The sequence below is a fragment of the Stenotrophomonas sp. genome (assembly GCF_032061965.1).
Classification (GTDB): Bacteria; Pseudomonadota; Gammaproteobacteria; order Xanthomonadales; family Xanthomonadaceae; genus Stenotrophomonas.
Genome location: NZ_DAMBEF010000067.1, coordinates 1 through 13,570 on the forward strand (window position 1 = coordinate 1; position 13,570 = coordinate 13,570).

General features: G+C 63.7%; 12 protein-coding genes. 4 read left to right on the forward strand and 8 right to left on the reverse strand.

Annotation, left to right across the window (positions count from 1 at the left end; translation table 11 throughout):
- Positions 1-9 precede the first annotated feature (9 nt).
- Positions 10-219 carry a cold-shock protein gene (locus RT460_RS18645; RefSeq protein WP_054659637.1) on the reverse strand — a complete coding sequence of 70 codons (210 nt, stop codon included), beginning with the start codon at positions 217-219 and terminating at the stop codon, positions 10-12.
- A 317-nt stretch (positions 220-536) separates the two neighbouring features.
- Here RT460_RS18645 and RT460_RS18650 point away from each other — a divergent pair, with 317 nt between their 5' ends.
- Positions 537-1,010: a YaiI/YqxD family protein gene (locus RT460_RS18650; RefSeq protein ID WP_313321195.1), complete on the forward strand. Its 474-nt coding sequence runs from the start codon at positions 537-539 to the stop codon at positions 1,008-1,010.
- On the opposite strand, the gene RT460_RS18655 is transcribed toward RT460_RS18650, so the two are convergent.
- Positions 1,011-1,904 carry a pseudouridine synthase gene (locus RT460_RS18655; RefSeq protein WP_313321197.1) on the reverse strand — a complete coding sequence of 298 codons (894 nt, stop codon included), beginning with the start codon at positions 1,902-1,904 and terminating at the stop codon, positions 1,011-1,013.
- A gap of 42 nt (positions 1,905-1,946) precedes the next feature.
- Here RT460_RS18655 and RT460_RS18660 point away from each other — a divergent pair, with 42 nt between their 5' ends.
- From RT460_RS18660 to RT460_RS18670, 3 genes are all read left to right on the forward strand, one after another.
- The gene (locus RT460_RS18660; protein ID WP_313321199.1) at positions 1,947-2,495 is read left to right on the forward strand and encodes a YaeQ family protein; all 549 of its coding nucleotides are present in this window, start codon (positions 1,947-1,949) and stop codon (positions 2,493-2,495) included.
- A gap of 3 nt (positions 2,496-2,498) precedes the next feature.
- The gene (locus RT460_RS18665; protein WP_313321201.1) at positions 2,499-3,689 is read left to right on the forward strand and encodes an NAD(P)/FAD-dependent oxidoreductase; all 1,191 of its coding nucleotides are present in this window, start codon (positions 2,499-2,501) and stop codon (positions 3,687-3,689) included.
- Between the two features lie 106 nt (positions 3,690-3,795).
- Complete coding sequence (locus RT460_RS18670; protein WP_313321203.1) at positions 3,796-5,868, forward strand: EAL domain-containing protein; 2,073 nt, start codon at positions 3,796-3,798, stop codon at positions 5,866-5,868.
- Between the two features lie 407 nt (positions 5,869-6,275).
- On the opposite strand, the gene fabV is transcribed toward RT460_RS18670, so the two are convergent.
- The 6 genes from fabV to queA all read right to left on the reverse strand — a co-directional run bounded on the left by fabV (position 6,276) and on the right by queA (position 13,442).
- Positions 6,276-7,535, reverse strand: coding sequence for an enoyl-ACP reductase FabV (gene fabV / locus RT460_RS18675; protein ID WP_313321205.1), 1,260 nt, complete (start codon positions 7,533-7,535; stop codon positions 6,276-6,278).
- Between the two features lie 178 nt (positions 7,536-7,713).
- The gene (gene secF, locus RT460_RS18680; protein WP_313321207.1) at positions 7,714-8,682 is read right to left on the reverse strand and encodes a protein translocase subunit SecF; all 969 of its coding nucleotides are present in this window, start codon (positions 8,680-8,682) and stop codon (positions 7,714-7,716) included.
- A 61-nt stretch (positions 8,683-8,743) separates the two neighbouring features.
- The gene (gene secD, locus RT460_RS18685) at positions 8,744-10,585 is read right to left on the reverse strand and encodes a protein translocase subunit SecD (protein WP_313321209.1); all 1,842 of its coding nucleotides are present in this window, start codon (positions 10,583-10,585) and stop codon (positions 8,744-8,746) included.
- Positions 10,586-10,642: 57 nt separating this feature from the next.
- Positions 10,643-10,972, reverse strand: coding sequence for a preprotein translocase subunit YajC (gene yajC / locus RT460_RS18690; RefSeq protein ID WP_313321211.1), 330 nt, complete (start codon positions 10,970-10,972; stop codon positions 10,643-10,645).
- Between the two features lie 126 nt (positions 10,973-11,098).
- Positions 11,099-12,238, reverse strand: a complete 1,140-nt coding sequence (tgt, locus tag RT460_RS18695) for a tRNA guanosine(34) transglycosylase Tgt (RefSeq protein WP_313321213.1) — start codon at positions 12,236-12,238, stop codon at positions 11,099-11,101.
- Positions 12,239-12,380: 142 nt separating this feature from the next.
- The gene (gene queA, locus RT460_RS18700) at positions 12,381-13,442 is read right to left on the reverse strand and encodes a tRNA preQ1(34) S-adenosylmethionine ribosyltransferase-isomerase QueA (RefSeq protein ID WP_313321215.1); all 1,062 of its coding nucleotides are present in this window, start codon (positions 13,440-13,442) and stop codon (positions 12,381-12,383) included.
- Between the last annotated feature and the right edge of the window lie 128 nt (positions 13,443-13,570).

The window sequence follows — 13,570 nt, forward strand, 5'->3', positions numbered from 1 at the left end:
GGGGGTCGATTAGACCGCCTGCACCTGGTCAGCCTGCATACCCTTCTGGCCCTGCACGGCGACGAAGGTCACCTTCTGGCCTTCCTGCAGCGACTTGAAGCCGTTGCCCTGGATGGCGCGGAAATGCACGAACAGGTCCGGGCCGCTTTCCGGGGTGATGAAGCCGAAGCCCTTGGCATCGTTGAACCACTTGACAGTGCCGGTCTGACGATCAGACATGTACTAACTCCTGAAACATAAGTTGAAATAATCGCAGCCACCGGAGATCGGGGCCGAGACTGAGTTGCAGGCGTTGGTAAAGCGGATCGATGAGCCGATCAAGAAGATCAACTGCATCAGGCCACGATTCACGGTGACCCTTGCAAGCACAGTGGGACGAAAGATACGCGGCTTTGGGTTAAAAAGCGATAAATACCGTATTCAGAAACTCAATTAAATTCAGCGTCAGAAATAAATCAATTAAATTCAATTGCTTGGCCCAATTTCACAGCACCCGCCCCGCGCCACTTGATAGTCGCAAGCTATAGACTGCGCAGATGCAATCACCCCTCCAGCCCCCTGCCACCCGCATCTGGGTAGATGCCGATGCCTGCCCCGTGGTGATCAAGGAAATCCTGTTCCGTGCCGCCGAGCGCGCACAGGTGGAGACCATCCTGGTCGCCAACCAGTGGCTGCGCACCCCGCCCTCCCGTCACATCCGCGCGATGCAGGTTGCCGGTGGCCCGGACGTCGCCGACGACGCCATCGCCGAGCGCGTGGCGGCCGGCGACCTGGTGGTTACGCAGGACATCCCGCTGGCTGCACGCGTGCTGGAAAAGCAGGCCATTGCGCTGAACCCGCGCGGCGAGCTGTATACCGCCAACACCATCGCCGAGCGCCTGTCGGTGCGCAATTTCATGGAAGAACTGCGCGGTGCCGGCATCCAGACCGGCGGGCCTGCCACCTTGCACGCGCGCGACCGTCAGGCCTTCGCCGCCCAGTTGGACCGCTGGTTGGCGCAGCGGCGCTGATCAGAGCTGCAGCTGTCGCGTGCTCTCGAACTGCCGCAACTGGCCGCTGAGTGGGTCCACGAAGGACAAGCGTCGCGCCAGCAACTGCAGTGGGCGGCTGTAGTCCTCGGCCGCCCGTGCCTGAAGCTGCGGGTAGTAGTCGTCGCCGATGATCGCTGCGCCCAGCGCCGCCATATGCACCCGCAGCTGATGCTTGCGGCCACTGACCGGCTGCAGGTGGTAGCGCCACACGGCCTCCCTCTTCTCCAGCACTGAAATCCGGCTCAGCGCGTTGGCTGCGCCATCGACCTCGGCCATGCGAAAGAACGGCTCGCCCCGGTCCAGGCGACTGCTGCGCTGCAGGGGAAAACACAGTTCCTCCAACGCGGGCGCCAGGGCTTCATAGCCCTTGTCGATGCGGCGCTCGGCGAACAAGCGCTGATACGCAGCGCGGCTTCCGGGATTGCAGGAAAACAGCACCAACCCGGCGGTGCCACGGTCGATCCGGTGCAGCGGCACCAAACCCTGGTTGCCGGTTCGCGACTGCAGGCGCGCCAGCAGGGTTTCACGCAGGTGGCGTCCGGCCGGCGTCACCGGCAGGAAGTGCGGCTTATCCGCTACCAGCAGGTGCTCGTCCTGGTACAGCACCGTTTCGCTGAACGGTATTTCTGGCTCGTCCAGCACCTCGCGGAAATAGTGGATCTCCTGCCCCACCCGCCACGGCTGCGACGCTTTCAGCGCAGTTCCGCGCGCATCCAGTACCCGGCCTCGCGCGAAACGGTCCAGCCATTGCGCCCGTGACACCGCCGGGAAACGGGCGCAAAGGCCGTCCAGCAGGCTCTCCCACGGGCCAGGGGCAAGTTGCAGACGGCTGGGCAGATCCGGGCGGGTCACGGTCAGACGGGTCCTGTGCATGGCCAGGCATTATCATGGGCGGTCTTTGTCCCCGGTATCCCCATGGCCCTCACCGCCACCATCCGCAAGGCCGAGCTGCAGATCAGCGATATGGACCGCGGCTACTACGCCACCCATAACCTGACTCTGGCCCAGCATCCGTCCGAAACCGACGAGCGCCTGATGGTGCGCCTGCTCGCGTTCGCCCTCAATGCCGAGGACCGGCTGGAGTTCGGCAAGGGCCTGAGCAGCGAGGACGACCCGGACCTGCTGCAGCTGGACTACACCGGTGACATCCTGCAATGGATCGACCTGGGCCACCCGGACGAGTCGCGCATCCGCAAGGCATGCAACCGCAGCCGCCGCGTGCAGATCATCAACTACGGCGGCAATGCCTCCGATATCTGGTGGCAGAAGCAGAGCAAGCACCTGGTTCGCTTCAACAACCTGTCGGTGGTGGATCTGCCGGCGGAGTTCGTCGAGCGCTGGGGCGAGCAGGTGCAACGGGCGATGCGCTGGAGCGTGCTGATCCAGGACGGCGAAGTGCAGATCCTCAACGACCAGATCCAGCTGGACGTGATCCCGGCCTGGCGCAAGCGCGCGGCGGAGTAAGCGGTGACAGGCAAGACAATCCGCTGCGACGTGCTGGTGGTCGGAGCAGGCGCTGCCGGGCTGATGTGCGCGATCACTGCCGCCCAGCGCGGCCGCATCGTGCAGGTGATCGACCACGCCAACAAGCCGGGCAAGAAGATCCTGATGTCCGGTGGCGGCCGCTGCAACTTCACCAATACCGGTACCACCCACGCCAATTTCATCTCGTCCAATCCGCATTTCTGCAAATCGGCGCTGGCCCGCTATACCCCGGGCGATTTCATCGACATGGTGGAGCGGCACGGTATCGCGTACCACGAGAAGGAGCTTGGCCAGCTGTTCTGCGACATCTCGTCCAAGCAGATCGTCAGGATGCTGCTGGACGAGTGCAGTGCCGCCGGCGTCCAGCTGCGCACCGACTGCGGGGTGACCGCCATCGAGCGTGGCGCCGATGGTTTCCGTGTGCAGACCGCGCAGGGCGAGTTCCACAGCGCCTCGCTGGTGGTCGCCACCGGTGGCCTGTCCATCCCCAGCATGGGCGCCAGCGGCTTCGGCTACGAACTGGCCAAGCGCTTTGGCCATGAACTACTGCCCACCCGCGCCGGGCTGGTGCCCTTGACCCTCAGCGGCAAGCACCAGGAACGCTTCGCCGAGCTGAGCGGCGTGGCACTGCCGGTGGAGGCGCGCTGCAATGGCCGCAGCTTCCGCAATTCGATGCTGATCACCCACCGCGGCGTCAGCGGCCCGGCGATCCTGCAGATCTCCTCGTACTGGCAGCCCGGCGATGACCTGCGCCTGGACCTGTTGCCCGAGCACGATGCATTGGACTGGCTGCGCCGGATGAAACGCGAACGTGGCGCCTCGGAGCTGCGCACGGTACTGGCCGAGGTGATGCCACGGCGCCTGGCCCTGCGCCTGTGCGAGCAATGGCTGAAGGACAAGCCGATGCGCCAGTTCGACGAACCCGAACTCAAGACCGCTGCCAGCCTGCTGTCCGACTTCCCACTCGTCGCCAGCGGCACCGAAGGCTACCGCACGGCCGAGGTGACCCTCGGCGGTGTGGACACCCGCAAGGTGTCATCCTCGACGATGGAATCGCAGCTGGTGCCCGGCCTGCACTTCATTGGCGAGGTATTGGACGTGACCGGTTGGCTGGGCGGCTACAACTTCCAGTGGGCCTGGGCCTCGGGCCATGCCGCCGGCCTGGCCGCCTAATCCCCAGAAACACCCCCGTGACGGGTTTCCGTCACGGGCCAGCGATTGACGCATAGACGCCAACGCCGTGCTTCGTGTATTAAACCCCCTGCCCCGGGAGCTTTGAATGCAGAACGCCAAAGACATCACACTGCGCCTGCTGATCGTGGACGACAGCGCAGAGAACGCCGAAGCCATCGTCAGCACCTTGCGTAACAGCGGCATCGCGGTACGCCCGCTGCGCCCGCAAAGCCCGGACGAACTGGCCCAGGCCTTGGCAGGGCAACCGATTGACCTGGTTCTGGCTGCCAACTCCTACGTCATCCCGCAGTCGCTGCTGACCCAACAGGTCGCGGCCAGCGGCAAGGACGTCCCGATGATCCTGCTGGCCGACAACGTCGATGCACAGCTGCTGCTGGACTCGGCCGCCAATGGCATCCGCGCCATCGCACTGCGCCAGCAACCGGACCACCTGCTCTCGGTAGTGCGCAACGAATGGACCGATCTGCAGGCACGCCGTGGCCTGCGCCGGATCGAGGCGCAGATGCGCGAGACCGAGCGCCGCTGCGACGCGCTGATCTCGTCTTCACGCGACCCCATCGCCTACATCCATGAAGGCATGCATATCCGCGCGAACGAGGCCTACCTGGAGATGTTCGGCTTCGACGGGTTCGACGACGTGGAAGGCGTGTCCCTGCTGGACATGGTTGCGCCGCAGCACGTGGAGGACTTCAAGAACCTGCTGAAGTCGCTGAGCAAGGGTGAAGCGCCGCCGCCGCAGTACGAAGTCCATGCGCGCAACCAGGACGGCGACACCTTCCCCGCCACCATGGAATTCACCGCCGCCACCTACGAGGGCGAAACCTGCTCCCAGGTGGTGTTCCGCCGTCGCGAGGAGTTCGACCCCGAACTGGCCCGCGAGGTGGAAGCACTGCGCCAGCGCGATCAGGTCACCGGCCTGCTCAACCGCCCGACCTTCATGGTGCATCTGGAAAACGCGGTGGCCCAGGTCAGTCGCAGCGATGGCCAGTACGGTTTCCTGCTGATCGAGCCGGACCACTACGCACGCCTGCTGCCCGATATCGGACTGGATTCGGCCGATGCGCTGATCGGTGCCATGGGCCAGCAGCTGGCCAAGGCCATCGGCGAGGACGCGCAGCTGGCGCGCTTTGGCGAACACAGTTTCGCGCTGCTCAGCCCGGGCGAGTACGCCCATACCGCGACCATCGCCGAGCGTGTACGCGAGGCCTTCGCCGGCCACGTATTTGCCGTTGGCGACCGCTCGGCGACCGTCACGGTCAGCATTGGCGGCGTGCAGGTGGGTGAAAAGATCGCCAGTGTCGGCCAGGTGCTGAACCGCGCCAATGATTGCGCGCGCGCTGCAGTCGAACTGGGCGGAAATACGGTCAAGGTGTTCGATCCGGGCGCGGCCGACCGTGTCGAGGAAGAACGCATCCAGCGTTGGGTGCAACGCATCCAGCAGGCGGTTGCCGGCGATGGCTTCGAGCTGCGGTTCCGCCCGGTGCTGAACCTGATGGGTGAGCCGATGCAGCTGTATGACACCTCGCTGCTGCTGGAAAACAATGGCGAGCTGGTTGGCCCAGCCAGCTTCCTCTCCATCGCCGAGGACCATGCCTTGATGGCATCGGTCAACCGCTGGGTGGTCGGCGGCGCGATACGCGCGTTGGGCGAGCGCACGCGTGCTGGGCAACGTGTGCACCTGATGGTGCGGGTGAGCCCGGAGTCCTTCAACGACGCACAGCTGCTGCAGGTGATCCGCGATGGCCTGCAGACTGAAGGCGTGGATGGCGAACAGCTGTGGCTGCAGGTGCCAGAGGCCAAGGTATTCACCCATCTGCGCAACGCCCAGCAGTTCCTGGCCAACGTGGCCGCGATGGGCTGCAAGGTGGGCCTGGAGCAATTCGGCTCGGGCCTGGACTCGTTCCAGCTGTTGGCGCACTTCCAGCCGGCCTTCCTGAAGCTGGACAGCGCGTTTACCGCCGACCCGGCGCAGGCCAAGGAACAACTGGAGAAAACCCAGGAAATCACCGCCAAGGCGCAGTCGGCCGATATTCGCACCATCGCCGAATTCGTGGCCGATGCCGGCACGATGAGCCTGTTGTTCAGTGCCGGGGTGGACTACGTGGAAGGCGACTTCGTCGGGCCACCGACGGCGCGGATGGAATTCGAGTTCAACTGACGCACGCTACACCGCTTCCCGCCCTCGGGAGGCTAATCAGGGAAAAGCCGCGCTGGGCGCGGCTTTTCTTTGTTTGCAGCCCGCCGGGATTACACCTCGACGATATCGGATAGCCACTTCGCACGTCCCGACCTGCACCGTCAGTGCCGAAGCCACCGTAGCCCGGGTAAGCGCAGCGCACCCGGGAAACACGCCGACACAAGGCACTACCGATTACATGCAAATGCAAAAAGCCCCGGGTGCGCTGCGCTTACCCGAGCTACACCATGGCTGATGGCGTTCCATTGTGGCGATCCCCGCTTGTTCGTTGCAGCTCATCAGGCCTGCCGCCCCCTCTCGCCTGATGGACGAAGAAAAAGAAAAAGCCGCGCAGGGCGCGGCTCTTCTCTATCTGCAGCACGCCGGGATCAGACCTCGACGATGCCCGGGATGGCCACGTCAGGATTCACGTCGGCTTCGTAATCCACGCCGTCGATGCCGAAGCCGAACAAGCGCAGGAAGTCGGCCTTGTAGCCGGCCAGGTCGCTGATCTCGTACAGGTTCTCGTTGGTCACCTGCGGCCACAGCTCCAACACCTTGCTCTGCACTTCCGGTGCCATTTCCTTGTAATCGGCACGCAGGCGGCCTTCGCTGTCGACCAGTTCAACCGTGCGGCCCTTGCCGTCCACCAGCTCCTTGCGGATATGCGCGGCGGCATTGTCACCACCCTGCGGACCGTTGTAGAGGATGTCGTACAGGGTATCGAGCTGCTCGATGCAGCCTTCATGCGTGCCCTGCTCTTTCATCACCTTGAACAACAGTGACAGGTACAGCGGCATGGTCGGGATCGCCGAGCTGGCCTGGGTCACCACGGCCTTGAGCACTGACACGCGTGCATCGCCGCCGAGGCCCTGCAGTTTGCCGCGAATGTCCTTGACCTTGGCGTCCAGGTCCTTCTTGGCCGCACCAATGGAGCCGTTCCAGTAGATCGCCTGGGTGATTTCCTCACCCACATAGGTGAAGGCGGTCGTGGTCGCACCGGGTGCCAGCACGCCGGCTTCCAACAGCGCGTCGATCCACATCTGCCAATCTTCGCCGCCCATCACCTGCACGGTGCCGGCAATCTCTTCGGCGGTTGCCGGCTGCAGGGTGGTTTCGGTCAGCACTTCCTTATCGGTATCCAGACCACGCAGGGTGATCGGCGCACCGATCGGCTTGAGCGTGGAGCTGATCACTTCACCGGTCTTGGGGTGCTTGCGACGCGGTGCGGCCAGGCTATAGACCACCTGGTCCACCTGACCAAGATCGGCCTTGATGATCTCGATGACCTTCTGCTTCACCTCGTCGGAGAACGCATCACCATTGACACTACGGGCATACAGCCCGGCCTGGTGCGCGTACTTCTCGAATGCCGCCGAGTTGTACCAGCCGGCGGTGCCTGGCTTGGTTTCGCTGCCGGGGCGCTCGAAGAACACACCCAGCGTTGCCGCATCACTGCCAAACGCCGCCTTGATGCGTGCGGCCAGGCCGTAGCCGGTGGAGGCGCCCAGCACCAGCACCTTCTTCGGGCCGTCGGCCAGCTTGGGCTGCGCCTTGATGTAATCGATCTGTTCCTTGACCGCCGCATCGCAACCTGTCGGATGGGTGGTGACGCAGATGAAGCCGCGCACACGCGGTTTGATGACCATGAAAACCTCGGTTGGTGAGCAGTAGACAGCGCAGCCACGGATTGCCGCACTTAACCGTGGGGATCGTAGTGCGCGCAAGCGGTGAAAACAACCGACGCCACCGCATGGAAGCGCAGCACCGGAGCAAAAGAAAAGCCGCGCAAAGCGCGGCTTTTCCGTGGATCCTGGCAACTGGCGGTCAGGGACGACGGGCCAGCGCCTCTTCGTCCTTGGCCTTGGGCAGCAGATCCTGCTTGCTGACCTTGAACGGACCGATGCTGAGCAGCGGCACGGCCACGATGATCGAGGAGATAACCACGATCACGGCACCCACCATGTGGGTCTCGGCCAGGCCTTCCATCGATTCGCCACCGTACATGTACAGGGCCAGTGCCGACAGGAAGAACAGCACCGCAGTGATCACCGTACGCGACAGCGTCTGGTTGATCGAACGGTTCAGCACTTCAAGCGGCTCCACGCGCAGGCTGCGGAAATTTTCACGCACGCGGTCGAACACCACGATGATGTCGTTGATGGCAAAACCCATCACCGACAACATACCGGCCAACACGGTGAGGTCGAATTCACGGCCGACCAGCGACATGTAGGCGATGGTCAGGATCAGGTCGAAGAACGCCGTGATGCTGGCCACGATCGCGAACTTCCACTCGAAGCGCGCCGCAATGTAGATAAGGAAGCCAATCACCATGAACAGGGTCGCGTAGACACCGTTCATCGCCAGCTCCTTGCCGACCTGCGGGCCGACGAACTCACCCGGCTGCACCGTCGCGACATTGTCAGCCGCGGTGACTGCGGCACGGACCTTTTCCGCCACCTTCTGCGCCGCGTCGGCAGCGTTGTTGTGCTGGCCGTCTGGCGGCAGGCGCACCATCAGGTCATTGCCACCGCCCACGCTCTGCACCTGGGCGTTCTCGAAGCCGGCCTTGGCAAGCCGTTCGCGCACGGTATCGGCGTCGATGCTTTTCTCGAAATGGGTACGGACGACGGTACCGCCGGTGAACTCCAGCGCGTAGTTGAAGCCCTTGAAACCGATGATGGCGATCGACGCCAGCAGCAGCACCACCATGATCGCGAGCACCGGCTTGCGGTGACGCATGAAGTCAATGTTGGTGTCGTTCGGGACGATGTGAAGTGGAAACAGTTTCATGCAAGGAATTCCTTGGAAAACCCGCGCAACCCGTGCGCGGGTTCCTGCTAAGGGTTTTGCGTCAGATGGCCACGGAGGTCAGCTTCTTGCGCTTGGCGTAGATCAACGTTGCCAGTGCACGCGACACGGTGATCGCAGTGAACATCGAGGCAAAAATACCGATGATCATCGTCAGCGCGAAGCCCTTCAGCGGACCGGTACCGAACGCATACAGCGCCACACCGACGATCAGGCCGGTGAGGTTGGCGTCCAGGATGGTGCCCGAAGCACGCTCGTAGCCTTCTGCGATTGCCTTCTTGGGTGGCATGCCGAGCCGCAGCTCTTCACGTATGCGCTCGTTGATCAGCACGTTGGCGTCCACCGACAGACCCACCGACAGGGCCAGGCCAGCGAAGCCAGGCAGGGTCATGGTGGCGCCGAACATCGACATCACGGCCACCACGATCAGCAGGTTGAACAGCAGCGCCACCGACGTGATCGCACCGAACATGCGGTAGTAGATGGTGAAGAACACCAGGGTGAAGACGAAGGAGAACACCACCGCCTTGACGCCACGCTCCACGTTCTCCGCGCCCAGGCTCGGGCCGATCACGTATTCCTCGACGAAGTCCATCGGCGCGGCCAGCGAGCCGGCACGCAGCAGCTTGGCCAGGTTCTCCGCCTCGGTCTTTTCCAGACCGGTGGTCTGGAAATTCTTGCCGAAGACACCGTTGATATTGGCGACCGAGATCACTTCTTCCTTGACCCGGAAGCTGCGCTGCTCCTCGCCATTGACCACGGTCACCTGCGGAATGCGCTCGGTATAGACCACCGCCATCGGCTTGTTGACGTTGGCACTGGTGAAATCAAACATGCGCTGGCCGCCAACACTGTTCAGCGTCACGCTGACAGCCGGCAGGCCGTTCTGGTCGTTGGCTACCGAGGCTGCGACCATCTGGTCACCGGTGACGATGGTGCGCTTGTTCAGCAACACCGGGCGGCCTGCACGATCGCGGTACAGCTTGGCTTCCGGCGGAATGCGACCGCTGTCGACAGCATCCTGCGCGTTGCCATCGACCACGGCGCGGTATTCCAGCGTCGCAGTGGCGCCGATCATGCGCTTGGCTTCGGCCGTGTCCTGCACGCCGGGCAGCTCAACCACGATGCGGTCTTCGCCCTGGCGCTGGATGATCGGCTCGGCCACGCCCAGCTCGTTCACGCGGTTGCGCAGCGTGGTCAGGTTCTGCTCGATCGCGCCGGAGGCGATCTGGCTCATCTCGGTCTGCGGCACGCTGGCACTGATGCGCTCGCCGGTCACCGAATAGGTGAAGGTCGGCTGCGCCTTGGCCAGGGCAGCACGCGCCTTGTCGGCATCGGCGGCATTGGTCAAGGTCGCGATGATGTCGCTTTCACCACGACGCTCCACCGAACGGTAGGCAATGCGGTTGTCACGCAACGTGGTGCGCACGTCCTCGGTAAACGCTTCAAAGCGCTTGTCCACGGCCGCCTTCTGGTCGACCTGCAAGGCAAAGTGCACGCCGCCCACCAGGTCCAGACCCAGCACCATCGGCTTGCCGCCGAGATTGGCCAGCCAATCAGGGACGGTCGAAGCCAGGTTCAGCGCGACGGTATAGTTCTCGCCCGCCTTCTCGCGCAGCACTTCATTGGCGCGCGACTGTGCTTCCAGCGACGGCAGGCGGACGATCAGGCTGTCGCCTTCCTTCTCCACTGCCTTGGGGGTGACGCCGGCAGCGGTCAGGTCGGCGCTGAGGCGCTGCTTCAGTGCGTCGTCGACCTGGCCACCACGGTTGGCGGTGATCTGGACCGAGGGATCCTTCTGGTAGATGTTGGGCAGCGCGTACAACGCGCTGACCGCCAGAACGATCAGAATCAGGAAGTACTTCCAGCGAGGAAATTCAAGCATTGCGGGATCCCGCGCGGCGCCCGGGCGGACGCCGCGAAATGACGGAGGGGGTCAGTCTCAGGCGGCGTTCTTCAGCGTGCCCTTGGGCAGCACGTTGCCAACCGAGCCCTTCTGCACGCGGATGCGGACGTTGTCGGCCACTTCCACGGTGATGAAGTTGTCGCCGATGTCGGTGACCACGCCAGCGATACCGCCGGAGGTGAGCACTTCGTCACCCTTGGTGATCTTCTCCAGCATCGCCTTGTGTTCCTTCTGGCGCTTCATCTGCGGGCGGATCATCAGGAAGTACATCACTGCGATCAGCGCGATCGGCAGCAGGAAGGTGCCCATGCCGGGGGCCGGCGCGGCGGCCTGCGCGACGGGAAGAATGATAGCCATCAGATTCATTAACTTTGTCCTTGGTGTTGGGCGGCGCCCGCACGGGCCGGATGGCCAGTTGCAGTCACCGCGAAACGGGGTCAGCCGTGAAGTATGCCATGCGCCCGGGACCTCGTCCCGGGCGATGTAACGCGTTTACTCCCCCGACAACGCCGGGACGCTCAGGCCCCGGGCTGCGTAGAAAGACTCGCGGAAGGCCAGGAAGGTTCCCGCCTCGATGGCATCGCGCATGTCGGCCATCAGTTTTTCGTAGTAGAACAGGTTGTGCAGGGTGCCCAGCATCGGCGCCAGCATCTCGTTGCAGCGGTCCAGGTGACGCAGGTAGGACCGGGTATAGCCGCCGGTACAGGCATGGCAGCCACAGCCGGGCTCGATCGGGTTCATGTCACGCTCGTACTTGGCGTTACGGATGCGAACCGTGCCAAACGACGTGAAATAGTGGCCATTGCGGGCATTTCGCGTCGGCATGACGCAGTCGAACATGTCCACGCCACGGGCCACGCCCTCAACCAGGTCCTCCGGCCGGCCCACGCCCATCAGGTAACGCGGACGATCCGTCGGCAGGATCGGGTGCATGTGATCGAGCATGGCGTTGCGCTCGTGCTCGGGCTCGCCTACCGCCAGGCCACCGATGGCATAACCGTCGAAGCCAATCTGCTGCAGACCCTCGGCCGAGCGGCTGCGCAGGTCCGTGTGTACCCCGCCCTGCACGATACCGAACAGCGCCGCGTCGTTACCCATGGCGTCATGGGCGTTACGGCTGCGCTGGGCCCAACGCAGGCTCAATTCCATGGATTTGCGCGCCACCGGCTCGGTCGCCGGATACGGGGTGCACTCATCGAAGATCATCACGACGTCCGAATCGAGCACTTTCTGGATCTTCATGCTCTCTTCGGGGCTGAGGAAAACCCGTGCGCCATCGGTCGGCGAGGCAAACGTGACGCCTTCTTCGGCGATCTTGCGCCGATGAGCCAAGGAAAACACCTGGAAACCACCAGAATCGGTCAGGATCGGGCCATTCCACTGGCAGAACCCGTGCAGACCGCCATGGTCGGCGATGACATCCAGACCTGGACGCAGGTACAGGTGAAACGTATTGCCGAGGATGATCTCGGCACCGAGCGCGCGCACCTGTTCAGGCAGCACGCCCTTCACCGAACCATAGGTGCCGACCGGCATGAACGCCGGGGTCTGCACGGTGCCGCGCGGAAAGGACAACTGGCCACGGCGGGCACGGCCATCGGTGGTCTGGAGCTTGAATTGCAGTCTTGACATGGATTCGGGGCTGGGATCTGAGAACCGGGGTTGAGGATTCGGCGTTGTACTGGCGCCGACAGTCTACTGGTGAAGGCCCACCACCGCCGTTCCCGCGCAAGGACGAACCTCGCCTGCGGGACGGCCGGCTGGGCACGCTGCACTACAAATCCCCAACCTCCCCGCTCGAATCCCCGCCCACGAACGGAAACAGCAACATCGCATCGCCATAGCTGAAGAAGCGGTACTTCTGCGCAATGGCATGGGCATAGGCCTCGAACACGCGCTCCTTGCCGGCAAATGCACTGATCATCATCAGCAAGGTGCTTTCTGGCAGGTGGAAGTTGGTCACCATGGCATCGACACTGCGGATGCGGTAGCCCGGGGTGATGAAGATCTGCGTCTCACCCGCATAAGGGTGCAACGCACCTTCGCGCATCGCGCTTTCCAGCGCACGCACCACCGTGGTGCCCACGCCGATCACGCGGCCGCCGGCGGCCCGGGTGCGGCGCACCTGCTCGACCAGCTCGGCACCGACGTTGAGCCATTCCCGGTGCATCACGTGCTGGGACAGGTCATCTACGCGCACCGGCTGGAAGGTGCCGGCACCGACATGCAGGGTGATATGACCGAACTGCACACCACGATCGCGCAGCCGGGCCAGCAGCGGCTCATCGAAATGCAGGCCAGCCGTGGGCGCAGCGACGGCGCCCACCTGCTTGGCGAACACGGTCTGGTAACGCTCGCGATCATCGGCGCCCGGCTCGCGATGGATATACGGCGGCAGCGGCAGGCGACCTTCGTGGACCAGCCAGGACTCCAGCGGCTCGGGAATTTCGAAACGCAACACATAAAACTCGCCGTCGCGACCGAGCACCTCGGCCTCGCCACCCGCATCCAACTGGATGCGGCTACCTGGCTTGGGCGACTTGCTGGCGCCGATCTGCGCCCGCGCCTGCTGTTCACCGAGCAAGCGTTCAATCAGGATTTCGACGCGGCCGCCACTGGCCTTCTGCCCGAACAGGCGCGCCGGGATCACCCGGGTATCGTTGAAGACCAGCAGATCGCCCGGCTGCAGCAACTCCGGCAAATCGCTCACATGGCGGTCATCGAAAGCCGCCGGGGACGGCGGAACCAGCATCAGCCGGCTGGCCGATCGCTCGGCCAAGGGAGCCTGGGCAATCAATTCCTCAGGCAGGTCATAGTGGAAATCGGACTTCTTCAAGGCCGGAACTTCGTACGGGGGAGCCGGCCATTGTAGCTCTCCGTGCCGAAAGGGCCGGATTTGGACTCGCCCCGCTTCTCAGCCGTCATTCCGCGCAGGCGGGAATCGCTTTGGCTTTGGCTTTGGCT

Coding starts and splice junctions, on each gene's coding strand:
- secD (WP_313321209.1), bottom strand. CDS start 10,585: ATGCTTGAATTTCCTCGCTGGAAGTACTTCCTGATTCTGATCGTTCTG.
- fabV (WP_313321205.1), bottom strand. CDS start 7,535: ATGGTCATCAAACCGCGTGTGCGCGGCTTCATCTGCGTCACCACCCAT.
- RT460_RS18650 (WP_313321195.1), top strand. CDS start 537: ATGCAATCACCCCTCCAGCCCCCTGCCACCCGCATCTGGGTAGATGCC.
- RT460_RS18645 (WP_054659637.1), bottom strand. CDS start 219: ATGTCTGATCGTCAGACCGGCACTGTCAAGTGGTTCAACGATGCCAAG.
- RT460_RS18655 (WP_313321197.1), bottom strand. CDS start 1,904: ATGCACAGGACCCGTCTGACCGTGACCCGCCCGGATCTGCCCAGCCGT.
- tgt (WP_313321213.1), bottom strand. CDS start 12,238: ATGTCAAGACTGCAATTCAAGCTCCAGACCACCGATGGCCGTGCCCGC.
- yajC (WP_313321211.1), bottom strand. CDS start 10,972: ATGAATCTGATGGCTATCATTCTTCCCGTCGCGCAGGCCGCCGCGCCG.
- secF (WP_313321207.1), bottom strand. CDS start 8,682: ATGAAACTGTTTCCACTTCACATCGTCCCGAACGACACCAACATTGAC.
- RT460_RS18670 (WP_313321203.1), top strand. CDS start 3,796: ATGCAGAACGCCAAAGACATCACACTGCGCCTGCTGATCGTGGACGAC.
- RT460_RS18660 (WP_313321199.1), top strand. CDS start 1,947: ATGGCCCTCACCGCCACCATCCGCAAGGCCGAGCTGCAGATCAGCGAT.